Genomic DNA, 24,064 nt, shown 5'->3' with positions numbered 1-24,064 from the left:
CCGCGATGAGCATCGAGACAATCGACACGGTGGCGCGGCGCAAGCCCCCGCGCCTGCCCGCCCTGCCGCGCGAACGTCTGCTGGGACTGGCATCGCGTTACGGTCTGGTCGCGGTGTTTCTGGTCCTGTGGCAGTTCTCGGGGCGGCTGGGCTGGGTCAGCCCGGCGGTGTTCCCACCGCTGGACCAGATATTCGCCGCGCTGTGGCAGGGCCTGTCCAGCGGTGCGCTGCTGGACGATATCGGCATCAGCCTGCAACGCGCGGGCATCGCCTTTGCCGCTGCCGTGGCCCTTGGTATTCCGCTGGGGCTGCTGATGGGGCAGCTGCCCTGGGCGGAACGGGCGCTGGACCCGATCCTGCAACTGTTCCGGCAGACCTCGGCGCTGGCGCTTTACCCCGTGTTCATCCTGCTGCTGGGTCTGGGCGAGGCCTCCAAGGTTTTCGTGATCTTCTGGGCGACGCTGTTTCCGATCCTGCTGGCCACCATCGGCGGCGTCAAAGAAGTGGACCAGAAGCTGATCGAGATGGCCCGCAGCTATGGCGCGAACCATCTGGCGACGTTTCGCCGCGTGATCCTGCCTGCCTCGGTCCCGTCGATCTTTGTCGGGCTGCGGCTGTCGGCCACCACCGCGCTGCTGCTGCTGATCGCGGCCGAGATGATCGGCGCCAACAAGGGGCTGGGGTTTCAGGTGATGAATGCGCAGTACAACTTTCAGATCCCGGCCATGTTCGCGGCGATCTTCCTGCTGGCCTTTCTGGGGCTTGCCGCCAATGCCCTGCTGGTCGCGTTGCAGCGCCGCCTGTGCCGCTGGTCGCTGACCGACCGCTGACCCCCATATTCAAGGACAAGACCGATGAAACACGTTCTGATTTCGCTGGCCCTTTCGACCGCGCTGACCGCGCCGGCATGGGCCGAAGATGTGGTGATGCGCCATATGCCCAGTCACGGTGGCATCAGCGCCCATGAACTGGCGCAGGAACTGGGCTGGTTCGAGGGCACCGGCATCACCTTGCAGGACCGGGGCTATGCCTCGGGCGGGCCGGAATCGCTGATGGCGCTGGCCGGTGGCGCGATCGAGATCGGCAGCGCCGCGACGGCTGCGGTGCTGAATGCCATCATCGGCGGCAATGACTTCATCGCCGCCTATCCCACGCAGGGCATCAACGAGCAGGTGCAGTCGATCTTCTATGTGCTGGAGGACAGCCCGATCCACAGCATCGAGGACCTGGCCGGCAAGACCGTCGCGGTGAACACGCTGGGGGCGCATCTGGATTACACCGTGCGTGAGGCGCTGCATCAGCGCGAGCTGCCCGAAAACGCCGCTAATCTGGTGACCGTTCCGGGGCCACAACTGGAACAGGTGCTGCGGTCCAATCAGGTCGATGTCGCCGCCTTCGGATACTGGCAGACCACCTTCGAGGGCGCGGCGCGGCAGAATGGCGGGTTGCGCGCCGTGTTCGGCGATACCGATGTTCTGGGCGATATTGCGGGCGGCTTTGCCGTGCTGCGCGGCGACTGGGTCGAGGCCCATCCCGAAGCCGCGCGGACCTTTGTCGAGACTTCGGCCCGGGCGCTGGACTATGCCCGCGAAAACCCCGAGGAAACGCGCGAGATCATCGCCCGCGTGCTGGAGAAACGCGGCGAGAACCCCGAGGTCGCGCAGTATTTCGCAGGCTATGGCGTGCGCGAGGGCGGGCTGGCCGTGGACCGCGACCTGCAATTCTGGATCGACGTGCTGGTGCGCGAGGGCAAGCTGGCCGAGGGCAGGCTGAACCCGCGCGACATCCTGTTGATCTCGCAGGACGAGGTGGCCTCGAAATGACCGCGACCGACATTCTTCAGGGAGAGGTCGCGCTGCGCAACCTCTCGAAATCCTACAGTCTGAACGGCCAGTCCCTGCCGGTGCTGCGCAACCTGTCGCTGAACATCCGCGGCGGAGAGGCGCTGGCGATCGTCGGCCCCTCGGGCTGCGGCAAGACCACGCTGCTGCGGCTGCTGGCCGGGCTGGAGCCCGCCGATGGCGGACAGGTTCTGATCGACGGGCAAGAGGTCTCGGGCGTCGGCACCGAACGCGCGGTGATCTTTCAGGAACCGCGCCTGCTGCCCTGGCTGAGCGTGCGCGACAATATCGGCTTCGGGCTGGAACTGCGAGGCCAGCCGCGCAGCGCGGCGCGAGAGCGGGCGGAACGCTTTATCCGGCTGGTCGGGCTGGCGGGGTTCGAGGATGCCTGGCCGCGGCAACTGTCCGGCGGTATGGCGCAGCGTGTCGGCATTGCCCGCGCGCTGGCCGTTCAGCCCGAAATCCTGCTGCTGGACGAACCTTTCGGCGCACTGGACGCCATGACCAAGCTGACCATGCAAGAGGAACTGACCCGCATCTGGCAAGAGCAGGCCGTGACCATGGTGTTGGTCACCCATGATCTGGAAGAGGCGATCTTTCTGGCCGACCGGGTGCTGGTCATGTCGCGCGACCGCAGCGCCCCGCGCCTGATCGACATCGCCCTGCCCCGTCCCCGCGACCGCAGCCACCCCGATTTTGTGGATATGCGCCGCCAGCTGATGGCGCAATTCGGCCTGCATTGAACGGCATGGGAAAGCCTGTCCTCTGGCCCGTGGGCTGCGGGGAATATCCTGCTCTGATCCGGGGCGGCTTTGGAATGGTCTCTGGCGACATGGCTGCAATAGTGGGCCCGCGCCAGAAGTGACGCCGCAACGACAACAGCAAGAACGGAGCGCCGGCGAATGCTGATGCAACAGGACACAAGGCTGCGGGCCGGGGGACGGCTCGCCGATGGGCCTGCGGATGATCTGCTGATCTGTTCCTTTCACACGACGGATGATTACTATTCGCAGGCGGCGGCGCGCTTGCGGCAATCGCTGGACCGGCTGTCCATCCGCCACCGCATCGCCCCGGTCGAAAAGGCCCCGGACGAGGAATGGCCCGAGATCTGCCGCCGCAAGGTGCCCTTCCTGCATTCGGTCTGTCTGGCCAATCCGCGCAGCAAGGTCTTCTGGATCGATGTGGATTGCGATATCGATTATCTGCCCGGCTTCATTGCGGGGTTTTCGGCCGATATCATCGGTTTTCAGCGCGGTTTCGGCCATCCGCTGCGGATCGGCTATGCCAGCAGCGCCCGCTTCTGGGAGCCGTGCTTCTGGGGCATCAACACCACCCCCGCCGCCCGCGCCTATATCGCCGATGCGAATGCGGCCTGCACCGCCATGACCATCCGCGCCACCGACGATTACTTCTTCGAGGAGGCGTGGCGCAAGAATGCCGACCGGCTCAGCTTTCAGGTGATCCCTTCGGCGATGCTGCTGGGCCGGGCGGATCGTCCCGATACCGGGCAGAAACCGTTCTTCTATTTCGGAACCAGCGGCAATGTCGCCACCTATAAGGGCGTGGCCGCGCAGCACAAACGCAACGGGCAACCCGCGCAGGCGGCATCCACGTCGCCCTCGCGCGGCAGGGTGCTGGCACTGAATGCCGCACGCCAGATTCAGGGCGCCCTGCCCGCCCCCATCGCCCGGCCGCTGCGGCAGCTTTCGGACCGGATCGGCGTGACCGAGTTCCTGTCGCCCTCGCTGCCCACCGCGCCGCAACTGTCGGCGCGCAGCATCTATCACATCATCCACGACGCGCGGCAGGGCCGGTCGGATATGGTGGCCAGGCGGTTGCAGGACATATCGTCGCGACGGCTGCTGTCGGCCACCGATCAGGCGATCATCTCGGCCGCCGATGCCTATCTGGATTATGCCGATACGGGTGAGGGCGACCCGCTGCGGCTGATGTGGTGGGACAAGCCCTATCCCGGCAATTTCGGCGACTGGCTGTCACCGCTGATCCTGTCCACCGCCACCGGCAGGCCGGTCAGGTTCCAGCCCCCCGATCAGCCGCAGGCATGGCCGCATCTGGTCGCGGTGGGGTCGATCGGGCGGTTCGCGCAGGCCAGCTCGATCCTGTTCGGAACCGGGGTCAGCCGCAGCGATGCAGCCCTGCCGCCCGATGCAACCTATGTGTCGCTGCGCGGCCCCTATTCGGCGCAGGCAGTGGCCGAAGCGGGCGGCCCGAAGGTGCAGCGTTTCGGCGACCCCGCCGCGATCCTGCCCCGGCTGATCCCCTTCGCCCGCCCGGCCCGGACCAATGGCCGGATCGCGCTGGTCCGCCATTTCGCCCATCGCGGCATATCGCTGCGCCTGCCCGAGCATGTCGATGAATATCCGGTGCTGCGATCCGGCAGGCAGCAGATCGAGCAGCTGATCGGCACGCTGATGGAATATGATGCGGTGCTGACCAGCGCGATGCATGTCAACATCATCTGTCAGGCCTATGGCATCCCCGTCGGCCTGATCAGTTTCGAGGGTTTCGAGGACGCGGTGCATGGCGATCAGATCAAGTATCGCGACTATGCGGCGGGCGTCGGCCTGCCTGAACGGTTGCCCCTGCCCATCGACCACGACCTGCGCCACCGCGATCTGGACGCCCTGATCGGCGACGACCGCATTCCCGTGCAGGCAATGACCGAGATCGAAAGCGCGATGCGCGATGCGCTGGCCGCCTATGATCTGGCTTTCAACGAACGTCGCCAGAAACTGGCAAGGCGGCAGGCATGAAGGATCTGGAGGTTCCGCAGCCGGTCCGTTCGGCCAATCCGCGTATCCCGCCGCCGGTCGGCCGGTCGGGCTGGAAATCGCGCCATACGCTGATGGTGCTGGGCTTTGTGCTGATGTGCCTGCTGCCCTCGGCGCTGATCACCGGCTATATGTTCCTGATCGCCAGGGATCAGTATGTGTCCGAGGTCTCTTTCGTGGTGCGCGATGACGAGACGCCGAATCTTGGGCTGCTGGCCGGGCTGGGGCTGTCTTCGGTGGGCAATACCACCACCGACGCCAAGATCCTGTATGAATATCTGCGCAGCCCCAATTTCGTCGCCCGCACCGATGACCAGCTTGACCTGCGCGCGATCTTTACCCGCGTCAGCGGCGATCCGGTCTTTGCGCTGAGGCAGGGCGCCACGCTGGAGCAGCTGGTCGATTACTGGCGCCGCATGGTCACGATCAGCGTCGATTCCGCCACCGGCATGATCGGGATCGAGATCCGCGCCTTCGATCCCGACGACGCCCACCGCATCGCGCAGGCCATCCATGCCGGGGCCGGACAACTGGTCAATGATGTGTCCGACAAGGCACGGGTCAATTCGCTGCGCTATGCCGAGAACGACCTGCAAAAGACCGAGGACCGTCTGGCCGAGGCGCGCATCGCCATCGCCCGCTTTCGCGACCGTCACAAGCTGATCGACCCCGAGGCGGCGGTGAACATCAACTCTGCCGTGATCGCGTCGCTGTCGCAGGAACTGACCGAGGCGATGCTGCAACTGGAGACCCTGCGCGAACAGGGTTCTGCCGATGTGCGCGTGGCGCAGGCCGAGACCCGTGTGAACATCCTGCGTCGCCGGATCGAGACGGAACAGCAAAGCTATGTCGGCGCCGAGATGGGCGATGTCAGCTTCAGCACCGTCATCGACGAATACACCACGCGGGCGCTGGATCTGGAACTGGCCGAGAAAAGCTACAGCCTCGCGCTGGCCGGGGTCGAGGCCGCGCGCTCCAAGGCCGAGCAGGACAGCCGCTATCTGGCGACCTATGTGGAACCGACCCGGGCGGAAACCGCGACAAGACCGCGACGGCTGATGATCTCGCTGCTGGCGGTCGGGTTCATCTTCATCGGCTGGCTCAGCGTGGTTCTGATCGGCTACAGCAATCGCGACCGTTACTGATGATCCGGCTGGAGAACCTGTCCAAAAGCTTTACCGTCAGCGGCCGCACCACGGTCGTGGCCCGCAACGTAAGCGTGACATTCCCCAGCCGCGAGGCCATCGGCCTGCTGGGTCACAACGGCGCCGGCAAATCGACGTTGCTGCGGATGATCGCAGGCGTCGTGCGCCCCGATCGTGGCCGGATCGTCACCACCGGCAGCGTCTCGTGGCCGGTCGGTTTCGCGGGCAGCTTCCATCCCGATCTGACCGGCGCGCAGAACACCCGATTCATCGCCCGCGTCTATGACGCCGATGCCGAACGGCTGCTGCAATTCGTCGCCCATTTTTCCGATCTGGGCCATCATTTCCACCTGCCCTTTCGCAACTATTCGTCCGGGATGCGGTCGCGGCTGGCCTTTGGCGTGTCGATGGGGATCCATTTCGACACCTATCTGGTCGATGAGGTCACATCGGTCGGCGACGGTTATTTCCGTGAAAAGAGCAAGGCCTATTTCCGCAACCGGCTGCTGAACAGCGGCACGATCATGGTGTCCCATTCGATGAGCATGATCCGCGCCATCTGCACCTCGGCCGCGGTGCTGCATCAGGGGCGGCTGCGCTATTTCACCGATGTCGATGAGGCCATCGCCACGCATCAGGCGAATATGGGCGTTTCCAGCGATGAGGATGACGATGAATGAACCCATCACCCGCCGCCACCCGCTGAGCCGCGCCCCCGGACTGCGCACCCTGTCGGCGCTGATCCTGCGCGAGATGTCCACCTCTTACGGCAGATCGCCGGGCGGCTTTTTGTGGACCATTCTTGAGCCGGTGGGCGGGATCGCGCTGCTGACGGTGATCTTTTCGCTGGCGGTGCGGGTGCCGCCGATGGGCGACAGCTTTGCGCTGTTCTATGCCACCGGGCTGCTGCCCTTTCTGATGTTTCTGGATATCAGCCGCAAGATCGCGCAATCGCTGTCTTTTTCCAAGCAGCTGCTGTTCTATCCCGGCGTCACCTTCGTCGATGCCATTTTCGCGCGCTTCATCCTGGCCTGCATCGTTCACGCCATCGTCTTTGCCGTCGTGCTGTGGGGGATCATCCTTTACGACAATGTCGATCTGATCCTTGATCTGCCGGGGGTCGTGCGGGCCTTCATCATGGCGGCGGGGCTGGGGCTGGGGGTCGGCTGCCTCAACTGTTTCCTGATGCGGCGCTTTCCGCTTTGGGCGAATATCTGGGCCATCGTGACGCGCCCGCTGTTTCTGGTGTCCTGTATCTTCATCCCCTTCGATGCCGTGCCCGAAAGCTTTCGCGATGTCCTGTGGTTCAATCCGCTGGTCCATATCGTCGGCACCAATCGCGCGGCCTTCTATTCCACCTATCGCGCCGAATATGTGCAGCCGGTCTATGTGGCGCTGTTCGCGGCGGTGGTGTTCGGGGCGGGACTGGCGCTACTGTTCAAGTGGCACCGTGATCTGGCGCTGCGCTGAGGTCTCAGTGCCGCGCCAGCGCCGGTTGCGGCTGATGCCGCGACAGACCGGCCGCAATCATCGGCGTGGCCTGCGCCTTTTCCTCCAGCCAGTCGCGGATCAGCTTGCCGCCGGGCCAGGGTCCGAAACCCGAGGCGACATTGATATGCCCCACATGGCCAAGATCCAGCAGATCCGCGCCCCAGCGCCCGGCCAGATATCCGGCCTGCGCGAAGGTCATCCACGGATCGTCATGGCTGGCCACGACCACGGCGGGAATGTCAAAGCGGCTTTCGGGCAGCGGGTCAAACCGGCTCAGCCGTTCCGAACTGGCGGGGTTGGCGGGCGCGACCAGCATCGCCGCGCCGATCCGCAGATCGGGCCAGCGCGCCAGCATCCTTGCGATCAGCACCGACCCCAGCGAATGGCCCACCAGAATACTGCCGGGATGGCGCAGGATCATCCCGGCCAGCTTCGCCTCGTCGCGTTCGGGCGCGGGGCGGTGCGGATCGTCGAACTCGACCATGATCGCATTCGGATCGGTTCTGGCCCACCAGTCTTGCCAGTGGGGCGTGGCAGAGCCGTCAAGGCCGGGCACAATAATCGTCGTCGTCATGGCGTTTTCCTTTCCTTCGCCCATTAAGACTACCAATCCGGTCGTGTATTGTACTTCCGTTCTTGCCGATCCGATTGGAAGGATCTTCTCGGCACGCGCCATGCGGGATGAGATATGCAGCCATCGGTCCCGGACGCGCCGGGGTTGATTCGGTGCGGCGGTGTCGCCCGACCTATGCCAGATCGGCCATCGGCATCAGCGCGCCAGGATGGCCCACGACCTGCATCGCGATCTCGTGCCCGCGCCGGACCGCCTGCTCCGCCGGGGCGCCCGTCAGCCGCGCCGCCAGATAGCCGCCGTTGAAGCTGTCGCCCGCCCCGGTCGTGTCCACCGGCTTCACCCGTTCCATCGCGGGCAGGCGGCGGATGGTGCCGCCCTCGGCCAGAACCATCTCGGCCCCGCCATTCTTGACCAGCACCTCTGACGCGCCAAGCGCCAGATAGCGTTCCGCCGTCGCCTCGACCGAGGCATCGCCGAACCATTGCGCCTCGTCGTCATGGCTGGGCAGCACGATATCGGCCAGCCGCGCGGTTTCAGTCGTGGCGCGGCACATCGCATCGCCGTCCGGCCACAGGCGCGGACGCAGGTTCGGGTCGAACACCACCTGCCTGCCCTTTGCCCGCGCCCCCGACAGCGCGGCCCAAAGGTTCGCGCGCCCGGCATCATCCAGAATCCCGATGGTGATCCCCGAGACATAGATCACATCCGCATCTGCCAGCGCGCCCTTCAGCCATGCCGGATCGTCGGCCAGCGTGCGGGCGGCGGAATTGTCGCGCCAATAGGTAAAGCTGCGCTCGCCGTCCTGAAGCTCGATCATGTAAAGCCCCGGCACGCGCGAGGGGTGGCGCCGGATCCCGCCGGTCCCGATCCCAGCCCCGGCGATGAAGCGCAGCATCCGCTCGGACAGGGGATCGTTGCCGATTGCGGTCAGATAATCCACGGTCCAGTCGGCAGGCAGCAGCGCGCGCGCATACCATGCGGTGTTCAGCGTATCGCCCGCAAAGCCGCTGCGCCACAGATCCGCGCCTGCGCCCGACAGCTCGACCATGCATTCGCCAATGGAAACCAGCTTCATAGGACCCCCCCGGTGTTTTGCGCCGTTCTGGGCCAAGCGGCGGGATGACGCAAGCCCGTCATCCACCCTTTGGCGGGGTCAGGTCACAGCCCCGCCCGCCCATACCAGACCCGCGCCCGGGGCTGGGCGCACAAAACCGGCCGGGGCGGGGTCTCGGACGCCTCGAACGCCGCCACCATCCGCGCCAGCCTGTTTTCGCTGGCCGCGATCAACGAACGATAGCGGCGATTGCTGAACCCCCAGGCAGAGGATTCCAGCCCATCAGCGTGATCGACAAGGAATGGCAGGGTCGTGACCACGCGCATCCGAGGCATCGCCTCCAGATGCCGGTCGATCGGCACGCCCTGCCGCGCGGGCGACCAGCTGGCCAGCCAGTCCAGCGCGCGCGGGCTGAAGATGTTGAACACCATGCCGGTGGTCCGGTTCAGATGCACGAAGGTCTGCCCCCGGAAACGCTGCACCGCCGTCACGCGATAGCTGGCGTCGATATCTGTCGAAAGCCCGGAGAAAACATCCCAGCCGGTCTGGTCCAGATAGGCCAGAACGCCCTCCAGCCGGTCCTCGAAATCGCTGCCGGCGATCAGGTCGTCCTCGCACAGGATGGCGCGCCCGGCGCGGGCCGCAAGGCAGGCACGGGCCATCGTGCGAAAGCCGACCCCCGCCCCGATCCATCCCGGATTGCGGCGGATACCGGCGACCAGCCGAAAGCCGGGCAGATCCTGTTGCAGAAAGAACCCCTGCCGCAGCGGCGTCTCTGGCAGGCTGAGGCACAGGCGCGGCACCTTCGGCAACTGGTGCAGATCCGCAAGGCGGCGCCAGTCGGCATCGTCTGCGCCGATGGTCCCGGTGGCCAGCAGAAAGCGGTACAGATCGCGGCGCAGGGTCTTGCGCCCGATCAGGAACAGCTTGCCCGCCGGGATGCCCAGATCCAGCCACCGGGCCAGCCGGTCCTGCCGCGTCTCGATGATGGAGTGGCAGCGCCCGGCCTGACGCAGCAGCGCGACGGGATCGCCGACCGGGCGCGAGAGGACCAGAATGTCATCATGGCCAAAGTCGCGCCCGCTCAGATCCGGGTCGATATGGAAGCGGCTGCGACGGCTTGGCAGCAACCGCAAGGCGGTCTCGGACAGGCGGGGATGCCCCAGCGCGCTTAATGCCGCGCCCAGATCCGTCGCGACACCGCCGTGACCTGCGATCCAGACATTGCGGGTGATCGCCGTGACCTGCGGCTGGCTGACCCGCCGCTTGCGATAGCGCAGGCGCGACCACAACCCGCGACAGCCCTCCTGCCCCACGATCTGCCGCAACCGGCGCAGCGCCGTGACAGAGCCACCCGTGGCCAGTCCCTTTCCCGTCGCAACCGACATCCTAGAACGAGGTCGGACGGCCCCTGCCCGTTTGCCCCGTCTCGGGCGCCGGAATGCTCCACCCGTCGGCATCGCGTTGCCGGGGGCGGGACAGGCGGATGACGGCCTCCAGCTGCGCGATCTCGGGCGTGGACCAGCCGTGGCGGATCAGCCGCCGCCGGTCGTCCTCGGCCACATGACCGGGGCGCAGGATCAGCAGCCACGCATATTCCAGCGCCGCCGCGACCCGGTCGCCAAGCCGTTCCTTCAGCCGGTCGGGGCAGCGATAGCGGGCCTGCCCGGCACCGATGATGCGCTCGGCCTCGGACAGGGCGGCGCGGGTCAGGTCACCCCCTGACATGAAGCCACCCGCATCGTCGCGAACCGCATCATCCTGCGCCAGCAGTGCCCGGCTTTGGGCCAGCAGCCCGCCATCCCCCGCCAGCGTGGCCGCAAGGGCGGCGATCAGGCGGCGTTCCCACAGGCTGAAGGTGCCGGGACGGGCGGGCGACAGCAGATCAGCGGCGCCCGGCCCATCCGCTTGCGGCGCCGCACGACCGGCCACCACCTTGCGGATCAATTGCCCCAGCACACCCAGAGACCAGACCGGCGCGGCATTGCTGTCGCGCGCCGCGATGTCCAGAGCCATGCCGACCGGGAAACCGGCCATCCCCGCCGACGCCATCGAATATGCCGAATCCAGACGATTTCCTTGCATGGGCTTCCCCTTTTCTCCGTATCCCCGCACAGCATGTGCAGAGAGCTGATCCGGGAACCCTAACAAATCACGATGGAATAGGTCGTTTTAAATAGTTAACGGCGGGAGAACAGCTTTCTGTTCCGCCGCCGTCAGGGGAATGGTTGTTCTGCGCCGTCGCTGCCGGGCGAATCCCTTGCGCGATCAGGCCCCGACCCGCACCAGCTTCGCGATCCGGCGGGCAAGGGCAGCGGTCTGGACGCGGATATCGGGGATCGCCGTGATCTCCCAGAAGGCCGCGCGGGACACCGGGCCGATGGCCAGAATCCGCGACGAAGCCCGGTCTGCCGCGTCGATCAGCTGGCATGTCGCGTTGACCTGCAAACCGATGCGCAATTCATCGACCCGCGCCCGGCCGCTGGCCAGCAGATCGGCAATCAGCGGCGTGGCGTTATATTCGGGATCGTTGCGGATGCCTCGACAGTCGATGATCCTGGCGGCCTCGATCACGGATTCGTCGGTCTGGCCGTGGGGACGGATATATGCGCGCAGCAAGCCGTTTTCGCCACGCTCGGCCCGCAGGAAGGCGCCGCGGCGATGGGTCAGCTTGCCGCTGGCGACGGCATCGGCGATCCGCCGGTCCGAGGCGGCGGGAATCCGGTGCCGATGAACATCCCACCACGACACCAGATGGCGCAGAAAGCGCGCGCGTTTCTCGACCGGCATCACCTGCCAGATGGCCGAGACATGCGGGCGCAACCCGTCGATCACATCGCGCCATGTGCCGCCATCCGCTTCGACCCGCGCGATCCGGCCCCGCAACCAGCGCAGCAACTGGCTGAGCGGCTGATCCACCGGGATCTCGTCCAGCCGGATCGGGTCGGGCCGGGTCGGCGCATGGGGCCGGGGCAGTTGCCCCCGGCGCGACAGGGTTGTGATCGGGCCGCGATGGCCCGATTTCATCAGCGACAGCACCTGATCGACCATGGACAGGCCCGAGCCGATGATCAGCACCCCCGCATCGGGGTCAAGCCCGCAGACGCCCTCCCACGCCCCGGTCAGCAGCCCGGCCGGATCGGGCCGGGGCAGGACATGGCCGGTCGCCAGAACCGCGATCTGCGCCCCGATCACATCGCCGCCCTCCAGATGGGCCAGCACGCCGTCGGGTCGTTCCTCGATGCGGATGCATTTGCGCCGCAGGCAGGTCAGGCGCCGCTCTTCCTCGGCCAGCGACCACGGACGCAGCAGGTCGGACAGATAGGCGCCGTAGGTCGCGCGGCTGACGAAGGAGTGTTCATCCAGCCCTCTGCCCTCGCTGCGGCCCTGCAACCAGCGGTGAAAGTGGAACGGATCCTCGGGAAAGGCGCTCATGTTATGGACGCGGGTGTTCAGCAGATGGTCCGGGTCGCGGGTCGAATAGGCCAGACCGCAGCCCAGCAGATTGGCCGATTCCAGGATCGTGACGCGCAGTTTCTTATGGGCCGACAGCAGATGCGTGGCCATCAGCACGCCGCTGGCGCCGCCGCCGACGATCAGGATATGCCCGGCATCGTCGCCGGTCGGCAAGGCAGAGGTGAATACGGGATGCTGGCTCATCATCGGCTCCGCGATCTGGTGGACGCGGGCTATACTCTAGCCGAATGGTCGAGATTTTATATTCCAAATCATGCCCGCAACCGAGAAAATTTTTCCCGCTTCACGGAAATTCCATGACCGCTGTTCCCGGATCGGGTGGGGTCAGTCGGTCGGCGCGGCGCACTCGGGCAGGTTCAGCAACTGATACAACAGCCCCTGCCGCGCGGTGATATCCGCCAGCGTATAGCGGTCCAGAACCGCCAGAAACGCCTCGGTCGCCTCGGCAAAGATCGAGGGCAGCGAACAGCCCGGCGTCAGCACACAGCCCTGACAATCGACCAGCCGGATATCGCCCTCGGTATGGCGCACCAACCCGCCAAGCGAGATCTGATCCGCCGCCCGCGCCAGCCGCAGCCCCCCGTGACGGCCCCGGACCGTCTCGACAAATCCTGCGTGGCCAAGGCTTTGCACGATCTTCATCAGGTGGTTCTGAGAGATCCCATAGACCCCGGCGATCTGCCGGATCGAGACCAGACCATCGCCGGGCCGGGCCAGATAGATCATCACGCGCAGGGCATAATCGGTATGGCGGGTCAGCTTCATTTTGTCACATTAGATGCATTTTGTTTGCATGTATAGATCGACCATAATACATGCAGCACAAATGCATGTATGAAAGAGGAACGCCATGTCCACACAGCTGTCCGCCTCGACGATCGAACTGGTCAAAGCGACCGTGCCCGCACTGGCCGCGCATGGGCCGCAGATCACCGAAGTCATGTATCGCCGGCTGTTTCAGGACGATCACATCGCGCGGCTGTTCAATCAGGCGAACCAGAAAAGCGGCGCGCAGCGATTCGCGCTGGCCTCGGCGGTGCTGGCCTATGCCGAGAACATCGACAATCTGGCCGCGCTGACCACCACCGTCGAACGCATCGCGCAGAAACATGTCGGCTATGCCATCCTGCCCGAACATTATCCCTATGTCGCCGACGCCCTGCTGGGCGCGATCAAGGAGGTTCTGGGCGATGCCGCGACCCCGGAAATCCTGGCCGCATGGGGCGAGGCCTATTGGTTCCTGGCCGAGATCCTGAAGGCGCGCGAAGTGGAAATCCGTCAGGACATCTCGGCCCAGCCCGGCGGCTGGACCGACTGGCGCCGCTTCACGATCACCGAGCGGCGCGCAGAAAGCGACACGATCATGTCCTTCACCCTGCGCCCCGAGGACGGCAGCCGCGTCATCGCCCACCTGCCCGGCCAATATCTGACGCTGCGTTTCGACACGGCGGGCCTGCCGGGCGTCATCCGCAACTATTCGATCTCTTGCGGGCCGAATACCGACCATTACCGCATCACCGTCAAGCGCGAGCCGCAGGGCGAGGTCTCGCCCTTTCTGCATGACAAGGCGCTGACTGGCACGGTGCTGGAATGCACGCCGCCTGCGGGCGATTTCCACCTGCCCATCGCGCCGGAACGTCCCGTCGTGCTGCTGTCGGGCGGTGTCGGGCTGACGCCGATGGTCAGCATGCTGGAAGAGATCGTGACCAGCCACCCGAACCTGCCAGTCTATTACGTCCACGGCACCACCAGCCGCGACACCCATGCGCTGGACATCCAGATCCGCCATCTGGCGCGGCGTCACGGCAAGGCCACCGTCGCCACCTTCTATGAACAGCCCGATCCGGCAGGCAATGCCCGCGAAGGGTTCATCACGCTGGACTGGTTGCAGGAAAACGTACCGCTGGCCGATGCCGATATCTATCTGTGCGGGCCCAAGCCCTTCCTGCGCCATTTCGTGCTGGCGCTGACCAATGCGGGCGTGTCCCCCGCGCGCATCCACTATGAATTCTTCGGCCCGGCGGACGAGACGCTGGCTGCGTGAACCACCACCGGGCGGGGTCGTCCCGCCCGCCTTTCAGGGGGCGAGGATGAGCCAGACGCATCGCTATCAGGGACCGGCCTTTTTCAGCCACGGCTTTCGCCCCTTCTTTCTGCTGTCGGCCCTGTGGGCAGGTCTGGCGATGCTGATCTGGATCGCGATGCTGGGCGGGCGGGCCGTCCTGCCGGTCGCCTTTGATCCGTTCAGCTGGCATGCGCATGAATTCCTCTATGGCTATCTTGGCGGCGTGATCGGCGGCTTCGTTCTGACCGCCGTGCCGAACTGGACCTCGCGCCCGGCGCTGGCAGGGATGCCGCTGGCGGGGCTGGTCGCGCTGTGGCTGCTGGGCCGGGGGGCGGTCGCGGTCTCGGGCCTGCTGGACTGGCGCCTGGTGATGCTGGCGGATCTGGGGCTGGGCATCGCGCTTTGTGCCTATCTGGCGCGGGAAATCCTGCGCGGCCAGCATTGGCGCAACCTGCCGGTGCTGCTGCTGATCGCGCTGCTCACCGCCAGCAATGCGCTGTTCCATCTGGACGCGAGCGATGGCGGCCCCGCCTTCGAGGGGATCGGGCTGCGCCTTGGCCTTGCCGCGGCGGTGGCGCTGATCTCGCTGATCGGGGGGCGCATCATCCCGACCTTCACCCGCAACTGGCTGGCCAAACGCGACGCGGACCGCCCGCCTGCCGCCTTCGGGCGCGGCGATGCGGTGGTGCTGGCGCTGACGATCCTGGCGTTGCTGTGTTTCATCATCCAGCCGCAATCTGCGCCGACCAGTTGGCTGATGCTGGCGGGGGGCGCGGCGCATCTGTGGCGCCTGTCGCGCTGGCGGGGGCTTGCCACCCTGCCCGAGCCTTTGCTGTGGGTGCTGCATCTGGCCTATGGCCTGCTGGCGCTTGGCTTCTGGGCCGAGGCCGCCGCCGGCTTTGGCTGGATCGCGCCTGCCGCCGGGCGTCATGTCTGGCTGGCCGGGGCCATCGGGTTGATGACGCTGGCGGTGATGACCCGCGCCAGTCTGGGCCATACGGGCCGCGCGCTGCATGCGGGCGGCGGCACCACGGCGCTGTATCTGGCGCTGGCGGGCTCGGTCGTGGCGCGGCTGCTGGCAGGGGTCTGGCCCGGCCAGCTCTGGGTCCTGCATTTGTCGGGCACGCTGTGGCTGCTTGCGTTCTTCGGCTTTGCGCTGCTCTATCTGCCGGTGCTGACCCAACCCCGGCCCGCGACGGCCTGAGGGTTACGCCGCGGGCAGCCCGGCGGCGCTGACGGTCAGTTTCGCGATCTGCCGCAGCAGACCCACCCGGGCCGAGCTGCGACGCCAGACCATGCCGATGGTCCGGCTGGGGGCGGGCTGGTCGCGAAACGGCACGAAGCGCAGCTTATCACCTTGCGACAGCGGCCCGCAGGTCGCCAGTTTCGGCAGCAGCGTGACCCCCATTCCCGCCGCCACCATCTGCCGCAGGGTTTCCAGACTGGTCGTGCGAAAGCCGGTGATCTCGTCCGCGCCCCAGCGGTGACACAGGCTGAGCGCCTGATCGCGCAGGCAATGGCCGTCCTCCAGCAGCATCAGTTGCTGGCCCGACAGATCATCGACAGAGATCGTCTGTTGTCGGGCCAACGGGTGATCGCAGGGGGCAGCCAGCAAAAAGGGTTCCTGAAACAGCGGTGTCACCTGCAAGGCGGGATCGCGAACCGGCAGCGCCAGCAGCGCGGCATCCAGCCCACCCGCGCGCAGCCGGTCCAGCAGCAGTTCGGATTTCTCCTCGAGCAGTTGCAGTTGCAGTCCCGGAAAGCGCCCGCCGATCAGCGGCACCAGCAAGGGCAGCAGATAGGGCCCCAGCGTCGGAAACACCCCCAGACGCAGCCGCCCTGCCCCGCTTTTGCGATGCCGGACCGAGATATCGACGATGTCCTGAACCCCGTTCAGCACCTCGCGCGCGCGGGCGACGATTTCCTCGCCCACCGGGGTCAGCACGGTCTGGCGCGGGTTGCGTTCGACCAGCGTGACGCCCAGTTTTTCCTCCAGCTTGCGGATCTGGGTGGACAGGGTCGGCTGACTGACGCCGCAGACCTCGGCCGCGCGGTGGAAATTCCCCAGCCGCGCCAGTTCGACCAGATATTGCAATTCGCGAAGGGTCATGGCGTCCGTTCAAAGCATCCGAAAGGATGCCCTTACAACGGAACCGCCCGCCCCGGAATGGGGCGGGTTGGCGCAGCAGGCAGATCAGGCCGCCTGTTCGTCGGGCAGGCTGGTGCGGATCAGGTGATCGAAGGCCGCCAGCGAGGCTTTCGCCCCCTCGCCCATCGCGATCACGATCTGCTTGTAGGGCGTCGTCGTGCAGTCGCCCGCCGCGAACACGCCCGGGATCGAGGTCGCACCATGATCGTCCACCCGGATTTCGCCGCGCGGAGTCAGGTCCAGCGCATCCTTCAGCCAGTCGGTATTGGGCAGAAGGCCGATCTGGACGAAAATGCCGCTCAGCGCGATCTCATGCGCCTCGTCGGTGGCGCGGTCGATATAGGCCAACCCGGTGACCTTCGCGCCATCGCCCCTGACCTCGGTCGTGCGGGCATTGGTGATGATGCGCACGTTCTTCAGGCTGCGCAGCTTGCGCTGCAACACATCGTCGGCCCGCAGGTTGCGGTCATATTCGATCAGCGTCACATCGGCCACGACGCCGGCCAGATCGATGGCCGCCTCGACGCCCGAATTGCCGCCACCGATCACCGCGACGGATTTGCCCTTGAACAGCGGGCCGTCGCAATGCGGGCAATAGGTTACGCCCTTGTTGCGGTATTCCTGCTCGCCCGGGACCCCGATGGAACGCCAGCGCGCGCCGGTGGACAGGATCACGCTGCGCGCGGTCAGCGTCGCGCCGCTTTCCAGCCCGACATGGATCAGATCGCCCTGACGCGACAGCGACGCGGCGATTTGCAGCGTCATGATGTCCACGTCATATTCGCGGATGTGGTTCTCCAAAGCCTGCGCCAGCTTCGGCCCTTCGGTCTGCGGGACCGAGATCAGGTTCTCGATCGACATGGTGTCCAGCACCTGACCGCCCAGACGCTCGGTCACGATGCCGGTGCGGATGCCCTTGCGCGCGGCATAGATCGCCGCCGCAGCACCGCCCGGACCACCGCCCACGACCAGCACGTCGAAGGCCTTCTTGGCGGCCAGCTTTTCGGCCTCTTTCGCGGCCGCGCCGGTGTCGATCTTCGACAGGATCTCTTCCAGCCCCATGCGGCCCTGACCGAAGACCTTGCCGTTCAGATAGATGGTCGGAACCGACATGACCTGCCGCGTCTCGACCTCGGCGCGGAAGTCCGAACCGTCGATGGCCACATGCCGGATGCGCGGGTTCAGCACCGCCATCAGGTTCAGCGCCTGCACCACATCGGGGCAGTTCTGGCAGGATTGCGAGAAATAGGTCTCGAAGGTGAAATCGCCGTTCAGCCCCTCGATCTGTTCCAGGATCTCGCGCTCGGCCTTGGGCGGGTGACCACCCACCTGCAGCAGCGCCAGCACCAGCGAGGTGAATTCATGCCCCATCGGCAGCCCCGCGAAACGCAGCGAGATATCCTGCCCCGGACTGGTCAGCGCGAAAGACGGGCGGCGTGCGTCGGTGCCATCCTCGCCCACCGAAACCCTGTCCGACAGTTCCGCAATCTCGTGCAGCATCGCGACCATTTCCGCCGATTTCGGCGTGTCATTGACCGAGGCGGTGATGACAACCGGGCGGGTCAGCCGCTCCAGATAGGATCTCAGCTGGGTTTTCAGATTGGCGTCAAGCATGGGAGGACTCCTTGAAACGGGACGTATCCCCTGCGCCTGGCAGCAAGCGCAGGGGACGGGCCGGTTTCCCGGCCACGGCTTCGCATCCGGGCGAAATCGTCAAACAAACACCGGGACATGGGCCGCAAGCAGCCCGCGCACGGACACGAAAACGAGATCAGATCTTGCCGACCAGCTCCAGCGAGGGGGCCAACGTCTGTTCGCCTTCCTGCCACTTGGCGGGGCAGACCTCGCCCGGATGGGCGCGGACATATTGCGCGGCCTTGATCTTGCGGACCAGATCCTCGGCATTGCGGCCGATGCCTTCGGCGGTGATTTCCATCGCCTGAATGACGCCATCGGGATCGACGATGAAGGTGGCGCGATCGGCCAGACCTTCCTCTTCGCGCATCGCGTCGAAGTTGCGGGTGATGATGCCCACCGGATCACCGATCATTGCATATTGGATCTTGCCGATGGTGTCCGAGGAATCATGCCACGCCTTGTGGGTGAAATGCGTATCGGTCGAGACCGAGAACACCTCGACGCCCAGTCGTTGCAATTCGTCGTAATGGTCGGCGACGTCGCCCAGTTCGGTCGGGCAGACAAAGGTGAAGTCGGCGGGATAGAAGAAGAAGACCGCCCATTTGCCAGCGATATCCGCGCTGGTCACGTCGATGAACTTGCCTTGTTTGAAGGCCTTTGCGGTAAAGGGTTTGATCTTGGTGTTGATCAGGGCCATCGGTTCCATCCTTCGCTGATTTCCGTTGTCGGCCCGGACGACTCGGGAGGTCCGGGCTGCTGCGTTGCAGAATAGATGCTGCAACTGCGAAGGTGAAATAGATCGGAGGCGGCGATTCGATAGGCTGCGCCTATCAGATTGCGGCGATCAGAACCGCATCCCCAGACCGGCGCCGATGGCCAGTTGCGATCCGGCGTCATGGCCCACGCGGCCATCCATGAAGACCCAGCCCGACGCATCGGGTGCCAGCTGCATTTCCGCCGACAGCCCGATCCGCCCGAACGAGTCATCGGCGCCGACCAGCGCCAGTTCCCGCTGGGTGCCCAGACTGTCGGTCAGGGTGATCCGGTCGGCGCGGCCATCGGCCAGTTCGCGCACATAGGCGGCCCGGGCCGACAGGGTCACAGACCTGCCGGACAGCTCCAGCTGCTGGCTGACCTGCCCGCCCAGATGCAGCTCCAGGCTTTCGAAATCCTGTTCGTCGAAATGCATGGCGCGGCGGTCACTGCCGGATTCGCCGAAGCCTGCGACGCGGGTGCGGTTGTAATCCAGCCCCAGAACCGGCCCATAGCGCAGCCCGCCCGGCGTGGTGAAATCATAGCCGCCCTCGACCCGCGCCCCCAGCGAATAGGCGTCGGTGTCGAAATCGAAATCGCGGCGCAGGATCTCGGTCCCCAGACCCGAGGTCATGGCAAAGCTGCGCGTGCCCGACAGCCCGGTCTTGGCAAAGCTGGCGCTGGCCACGGCCCACACGGCATCGCGCTGCCATGCCATGTCCAGCCCGATGCCGACGCCCCGCGCCTCCATGTCGCCGCCCGCCTCGGGGTCGTCGCCACTGTGCTGCGAGGTGATCGTCGCGCCAAAGCTGAGGTTTTCGTCCAGCTGATAGAAACCGCCCGCAAAAACCGACAGCGCGCTGCCGCCATCGGTGGCAAAGGTGGAACTGTCCCGCGGCAGGGCCAGCCCCTGAACCGCGATGGTCGGGGTCAGGCGACCGATCTCGCCCGGTTGCGCCAGCCGGGCACGCGCGCCCTGCGCCATGCGGTCGGCCAGCTCGTTCTGCTGGCGGATTACCAGATCGCCCATCAGCGCCGCGCCGCGCGCAGCATCCGCCGCCGAGGCGATCAGGTCGGCGCCGGTTTCCTCGACCAGCAGCCGGGTCAGCAGCAGCGCATAGTCATGCAGCCGGTCGGGAATGCGATCCTCGCCAAAGGCGGCGGTCAGCACGTCCCAGCGGTCCAGTTCGGGATCATGCCAGGTCATGCCCCCGGGAATGGCCGGATTATCGGTCTGTTGATAGCCGTCCAGATCGCCCAGCTCCCAATTCGTCGCCTCCAGCCACAGGATCGGAATGTCCAGATCCTGAAACGGCGCGGCATCCGAACAACAGCCGGTATCGGCGGGATAATGCGGGTTCAGACCGGGGTTGGATTTCAGCTCTATATCCAGCTCGTCGGCGATGGCGTGGATGCGGGTCCAGAAGGATTTCAGGTCGGGATTGTCCAGATGGTTGGTGCCTGCATGGGCATACATGAAATCTCCGGTAATCAGGCTGTCGATATTGATCATCCCGGCGATATTGCCGCGCTCGGCCCCGGTCATGGTCTCGACATAGTGGCGGCTGCCCAGCAGGCCGATCTCTTCTGCGCCAAAGCCTGCAAAGACCAGCCCGGTGTCGGTCTCCAGCCCCGACATATGGGCCGCAAGCTCGGTCAGGACAGCAGCGCCCGAGCCGTTGTCATCGACGCCTTGCAGATCCTCAAAGCTGCCCGCCGTGTCGAAATGCGCGCCGACGACGATGAAGTCGTCGCTTTGGCCCGGCATCTGCACCAGCAGGTTATGCGACGGCCCGCGTGAGGTGTCGAATTCCTGCCGCGTGACCTGATCGCCGCCGAAACCCAGCCGCGTCGCCATGTAGTCGCTTCTGTGGTTGCCGCCCGTAGTGCAAGAAGCTTTTAACCCTATTAGCGCGTGATCGAGTGCGAACTTCTGTTAGGCCTTTATGATGCGGCGTTTCCAGAAGCCGCGGGCCGGGATGGTGATCAGCAGATTGGATCCAAATCTGACCTTCGAGCTCATTGCTCGTAGCGACTAGCTGGTTTTCCCAATCCAGATCTGTTCGATCATTTTGCCCACTCAGGTCGTCGTCTTCTCACACTCCCCTCGGCACCGGCCCTAGCGGTTCGACATGAGCATCATGCCATGACCGCCATTGCCGGATCTCTGTAATCTTTATTCGTTGTCAGCATCGCCCAGATCTGGCGTGCCATCTTATTGGCGAGCGCGATCGCGACCAGCATCTTGGGTTTGCGCATCAACATGCGTGACAGCCAGCTACCCTCTACAATGGTGCGCTGTCCAGGCCAGTTCAGTCGCGACATTGCGCCGATGATCAACAGGCGCCGGATATCGGCCTGACCAGCCTTGGTCATGCGACCAAGGCGCTCCTTGCCTCCGGAAGAATGTTGCCGAGGCACAAGGCCCAACCAAGCCGCAAAGTTGCGCCCAGTTTTAAAGTCCGCCATGTCGGGACCGAACGCTTCGACTGCAACAGCCGTCAGCGGTCCAACACCCGGCATCGTCTGGAGCCGGCGTGCTCTGTCTGACTGGGCAGCCAGCGCCTTGAGCTTCGTGGTGCGCGCAATGATACGCGCGGTTTTCTCTGCGATCTGCACGAGTAAGTCCAAGCACTCTTCCCGGATCAGTGCATGCAAGTCGCCGGTCTCATCCTGCACAAACGCCGTCATGCGAGCGAGGTGGGACATGCCGATTGGAAACACATGGCCATGCTCATAAAGGAGCGCCCGCAACGCATTCACATCTGCGGTCCGCTGATGCACCAGGCGTTCCCGGGCACGGAAAACGGCCGCGCAAGACTGCTGCTCGACTGTCTTGGGCTCCACGAAACGCATCTCAGGCTGGCGTGCCGCAATGACAATCGCCTCGGCATCAGCCGCATCATTTTTCTGCCGCTTCACAAAGGGGTGCACGTATTGCGGTGCGATAAGCTTTACCTCGTGCCCCGAAGCTTCCATCTCACGGGCCCAAAAATGCGCGCTGCCGCATGCCTCGAAAATTACCATGCTGGGCTCTTGCTGCGCCATGAATGCGGGGAATTGCTTCCGAGTCAGCTTCTTGCGGAACTGGACCTCCCCCGTTCGAAGGGCACCATGAACTTGGAAAACTACCTTTGCCAGATCAACCCCGATCATCATATTCTTCATCTCGCCGTCCTCCTCTGCCCGTGGCGTTGAACACCACGACCCTGGCACATTGCGATGCCGTCTAGGGAGGGCGGCAACCACTCCATCTGGCCTCGGGGAAAACCGTGCTGCCGGTAAAGCGGCCCGGATGGTCGAACACCAGAACCTCCAGCGTTTCATGGGCATAATCGCCAAAGCCGCCGGACATGGCCGGGGCGGCCAGCAGCGCCGAGGATGCCAGAAGGGTGGCAAGGCGTGATCGCATGATAAGCTTCCCTGTTGGTCTGAATGCAGTGGAAACCCCGGACAGGGCAGACCCACGATTGCAGCTTTGGCGCGCGATGCAAGGCGCAGGGGATCACCCGCCGGGCGACGGGCGGCAAATTGCCCATCACGCGCGCCCCGCGCCCATTGGCAGGCAAATGCCGATCCCGGTTGCCGGGCCCAGGGGCAGGGTTGCAAAGCCGATAGGCGGATGCTCACATGCAGATGATGCAATTTAATCTTTGACCCCGTTTCCCGCGATCAGCGGCCAGACGACCCAAAGCCGCATCACGGCCCTGACGGCCCGCCCGGATCGCCGGACCCGCCGCCACCGCGTTGCGATGCGCCAAGGCAGGGAGGAACGCATGAACACGATATTGCGCAGCTTTCTGGACAGGTTCATCGGCAGGGGCGACCTGACCGTTATCGACAGCCGCGGCACTGCGCACCGGCTGGGCGACGGCAGCGGTGCCAGCGTGGTGCTGCGCTTCAACTCGGCGCAGGCGGAACGCGCTGTGGCACTGAACCCGGCGCTGAAACTGGGCGAAAGCTTCATGGAGGGCGAACTCGATATTCTTCAGGGCTCGATCTATGACCTGATCATGCTGGCCTATGAAAATGCCGGGCCGGAACTGATGCCGGCCTTCTGGATGAAGGCGTTCGAAAAGATGCGCATCGCGAAACGGCGCTTGCAGCAGATGAATACCCGGCTGCGGGCGCGCGGCAACGTGAAACGGCATTATGATTTGTCGGCACAGCTTTACCGCATGTTCCTCGATCCCGACATGCAATATTCCTGCGCCTATTTCGCTGACGCGGATATGCCCTTGGCGCAGGCGCAACTGCTGAAAAAGCGTCACATCGCCGCCAAACTGCTGCTGCGCGACGGGATGGATGTGGTCGATATCGGCTGCGGCTGGGGCGGCATGGGGCTGTATCTGTCGCAGGTCGCCGGGGCGAGGGTGACGGGAGTCACGCTGTCGGATGAACAACTGGCCGTGGCGCGGGACCGGGTGGCGCGCGAAGGCATGGAGGATCGGGTCGATTTCCGCCTTCAGGATTACCGCGACATTTCCGAGACCTTCGACCGGATCGTCTCGGTCGGCATGTTCGAGCATGTCGGCATCAATCATTACGACCGGTTCTTCCGCAAATCCGCCTCGATGCTGCGCCGCGACGGGGTGATGCTCTTGCACAGCATCGGCCGGGTCGAACCGCCGGGCGCGACCAATCCCTTTCTGCAACGGTACATCTTTCCCGGCGGCTATATCCCGGCCCTGTCCGAAGTCATGCGCTCGGTCGAGAAATCCGGCCTGATCGCCACCGATATCGAGATTCTGCGCATCCATTACGCCGAAACCCTGCGTCACTGGCGGCTGGCCTTCATGGCGCATCGCGACAAGGCGCTGGCGCTTTATGACGAGGCGTTCTGCCGGATGTGGGAGTTCTATCTGGCCGGCTGCGAGGCGTCGTTCCGCGAGGGCAGCGTGGTCGTGTTCCAGATCCAGCTGGCGCACCGGCTGGACGCGGTGCCGATCACCCGCGACTATATCCCCGCCGAGGAACAACGGCTGGAACGGCTGGAGGGTCAGCGCGGCATCCCCGGCCCGGCATGGCCCACCGAGGGCCGCTTCCCCCACATCGCGTCGCCATGAATCGGGGCGCGCGCAAGCG

General features: G+C 65.2%; 22 protein-coding genes. 10 read left to right on the top strand and 12 right to left on the bottom strand.

Annotated elements, in window-relative coordinates:
* Positions 1-5: 5 nt before the first annotated feature.
* From JHW40_RS21545 to JHW40_RS21515, 7 genes are all read left to right on the top strand, one after another.
* Positions 6-830, top strand: coding sequence for an ABC transporter permease (locus tag JHW40_RS21545; RefSeq protein ID WP_090614293.1), 825 nt, complete (start codon positions 6-8; stop codon positions 828-830).
* 24 nt (positions 831-854) lie between these two features.
* Complete coding sequence (locus JHW40_RS21540; RefSeq protein ID WP_090614290.1) at positions 855-1,823, top strand: ABC transporter substrate-binding protein; 969 nt, start codon at positions 855-857, stop codon at positions 1,821-1,823.
* On the top strand, positions 1,820-2,584 hold the full coding sequence (locus JHW40_RS21535) for an ABC transporter ATP-binding protein (RefSeq protein WP_090614288.1): 765 nt from the start codon (positions 1,820-1,822) through the stop codon (positions 2,582-2,584). Before JHW40_RS21540 ends, JHW40_RS21535 begins: the two co-directional genes overlap by 4 nt.
* Before the next feature lie 159 nt (positions 2,585-2,743).
* A complete protein-coding gene (locus JHW40_RS21530; RefSeq protein ID WP_090614286.1) occupies positions 2,744-4,615 on the top strand; it encodes a polysaccharide pyruvyl transferase family protein in 1,872 nt (623 codons plus the stop codon).
* A complete protein-coding gene (locus JHW40_RS21525) occupies positions 4,612-5,778 on the top strand; it encodes a KpsE/RkpR family capsule polysaccharide export protein (protein ID WP_090614283.1) in 1,167 nt (388 codons plus the stop codon). The genes JHW40_RS21530 and JHW40_RS21525 overlap by 4 nt, the downstream gene beginning before the upstream one ends.
* A complete protein-coding gene (locus tag JHW40_RS21520) occupies positions 5,778-6,458 on the top strand; it encodes an ABC transporter ATP-binding protein (RefSeq protein WP_090614280.1) in 681 nt (226 codons plus the stop codon). Before JHW40_RS21525 ends, JHW40_RS21520 begins: the two co-directional genes overlap by 1 nt.
* The gene (locus JHW40_RS21515; protein ID WP_090614277.1) at positions 6,451-7,248 is read left to right on the top strand and encodes an ABC transporter permease; all 798 of its coding nucleotides are present in this window, start codon (positions 6,451-6,453) and stop codon (positions 7,246-7,248) included. Before JHW40_RS21520 ends, JHW40_RS21515 begins: the two co-directional genes overlap by 8 nt.
* Before the next feature lie 4 nt (positions 7,249-7,252).
* On the opposite strand, the gene JHW40_RS21510 is transcribed toward JHW40_RS21515, so the two are convergent.
* The 6 genes from JHW40_RS21510 to JHW40_RS21485 form a co-directional block, all read right to left on the bottom strand.
* Positions 7,253-7,843, bottom strand: coding sequence for an RBBP9/YdeN family alpha/beta hydrolase (locus JHW40_RS21510; protein WP_090614272.1), 591 nt, complete (start codon positions 7,841-7,843; stop codon positions 7,253-7,255).
* A gap of 172 nt (positions 7,844-8,015) precedes the next feature.
* A complete protein-coding gene (locus JHW40_RS21505) occupies positions 8,016-8,918 on the bottom strand; it encodes a sugar kinase (RefSeq protein WP_090614269.1) in 903 nt (300 codons plus the stop codon).
* 83 nt (positions 8,919-9,001) lie between these two features.
* A complete protein-coding gene (locus JHW40_RS21500) occupies positions 9,002-10,285 on the bottom strand; it encodes a hypothetical protein (protein WP_090614267.1) in 1,284 nt (427 codons plus the stop codon).
* 1 nt (position 10,286) lies between these two features.
* On the bottom strand, positions 10,287-10,982 hold the full coding sequence (locus JHW40_RS21495) for a hypothetical protein (protein WP_090614264.1): 696 nt from the start codon (positions 10,980-10,982) through the stop codon (positions 10,287-10,289).
* 183 nt (positions 10,983-11,165) lie between these two features.
* Positions 11,166-12,557, bottom strand: coding sequence for an FAD/NAD(P)-binding protein (locus tag JHW40_RS21490; protein ID WP_090614323.1), 1,392 nt, complete (start codon positions 12,555-12,557; stop codon positions 11,166-11,168).
* A 141-nt stretch (positions 12,558-12,698) separates the two neighbouring features.
* The gene (locus tag JHW40_RS21485; RefSeq protein WP_090614261.1) at positions 12,699-13,139 is read right to left on the bottom strand and encodes an RrF2 family transcriptional regulator; all 441 of its coding nucleotides are present in this window, start codon (positions 13,137-13,139) and stop codon (positions 12,699-12,701) included.
* Between the two features lie 85 nt (positions 13,140-13,224).
* On the opposite strand from JHW40_RS21485, the gene hmpA reads away from it, so the two are divergent.
* Positions 13,225-14,418, top strand: coding sequence for an NO-inducible flavohemoprotein (gene hmpA, locus JHW40_RS21480; RefSeq protein ID WP_090614258.1), 1,194 nt, complete (start codon positions 13,225-13,227; stop codon positions 14,416-14,418).
* Between the two features lie 46 nt (positions 14,419-14,464).
* Positions 14,465-15,643: an NnrS family protein gene (locus JHW40_RS21475; RefSeq protein WP_090614256.1), complete on the top strand. Its 1,179-nt coding sequence runs from the start codon at positions 14,465-14,467 to the stop codon at positions 15,641-15,643.
* Positions 15,644-15,646: 3 nt separating this feature from the next.
* Here the strand turns inward: JHW40_RS21475 and JHW40_RS21470 are convergent, their stop codons facing one another.
* From JHW40_RS21470 to JHW40_RS21445, 6 genes are all read right to left on the bottom strand, one after another.
* Positions 15,647-16,549, bottom strand: coding sequence for a LysR substrate-binding domain-containing protein (locus JHW40_RS21470; RefSeq protein WP_090614253.1), 903 nt, complete (start codon positions 16,547-16,549; stop codon positions 15,647-15,649).
* Between the two features lie 84 nt (positions 16,550-16,633).
* Positions 16,634-18,202 (bottom strand): alkyl hydroperoxide reductase subunit F, encoded by a 1,569-nt coding sequence (gene ahpF, locus JHW40_RS21465; RefSeq protein WP_090614250.1) that lies wholly within the window; start codon positions 18,200-18,202, stop codon positions 16,634-16,636.
* A gap of 157 nt (positions 18,203-18,359) precedes the next feature.
* Positions 18,360-18,923, bottom strand: a complete 564-nt coding sequence (gene ahpC, locus JHW40_RS21460; RefSeq protein WP_090614247.1) for an alkyl hydroperoxide reductase subunit C — start codon at positions 18,921-18,923, stop codon at positions 18,360-18,362.
* A 147-nt stretch (positions 18,924-19,070) separates the two neighbouring features.
* Positions 19,071-20,837, bottom strand: a complete 1,767-nt coding sequence (locus tag JHW40_RS21455) for an autotransporter domain-containing protein (RefSeq protein WP_090614244.1) — start codon at positions 20,835-20,837, stop codon at positions 19,071-19,073.
* A gap of 281 nt (positions 20,838-21,118) precedes the next feature.
* On the bottom strand, positions 21,119-22,147 hold the full coding sequence (locus JHW40_RS21450; protein ID WP_090614242.1) for an IS110 family RNA-guided transposase: 1,029 nt from the start codon (positions 22,145-22,147) through the stop codon (positions 21,119-21,121).
* A gap of 61 nt (positions 22,148-22,208) precedes the next feature.
* Positions 22,209-22,391 (bottom strand): hypothetical protein, encoded by a 183-nt coding sequence (locus JHW40_RS21445; protein WP_090614239.1) that lies wholly within the window; start codon positions 22,389-22,391, stop codon positions 22,209-22,211.
* 364 nt (positions 22,392-22,755) lie between these two features.
* Between JHW40_RS21445 and JHW40_RS21440 the strand changes: the two genes are divergently transcribed.
* Positions 22,756-24,045 carry an SAM-dependent methyltransferase gene (locus JHW40_RS21440; protein ID WP_090614320.1) on the top strand — a complete coding sequence of 430 codons (1,290 nt, stop codon included), beginning with the start codon at positions 22,756-22,758 and terminating at the stop codon, positions 24,043-24,045.
* Positions 24,046-24,064 lie beyond the last annotated feature (19 nt).

It is taken from the genome of Paracoccus alcaliphilus, assembly GCF_028553725.1.
Taxonomy (GTDB): Bacteria; Pseudomonadota; Alphaproteobacteria; order Rhodobacterales; family Rhodobacteraceae; genus Paracoccus; species Paracoccus alcaliphilus.
The sequence above is the reverse complement of the archived record's forward strand: the minus strand, read 5'-3'. Positions and strand labels throughout refer to the sequence as shown.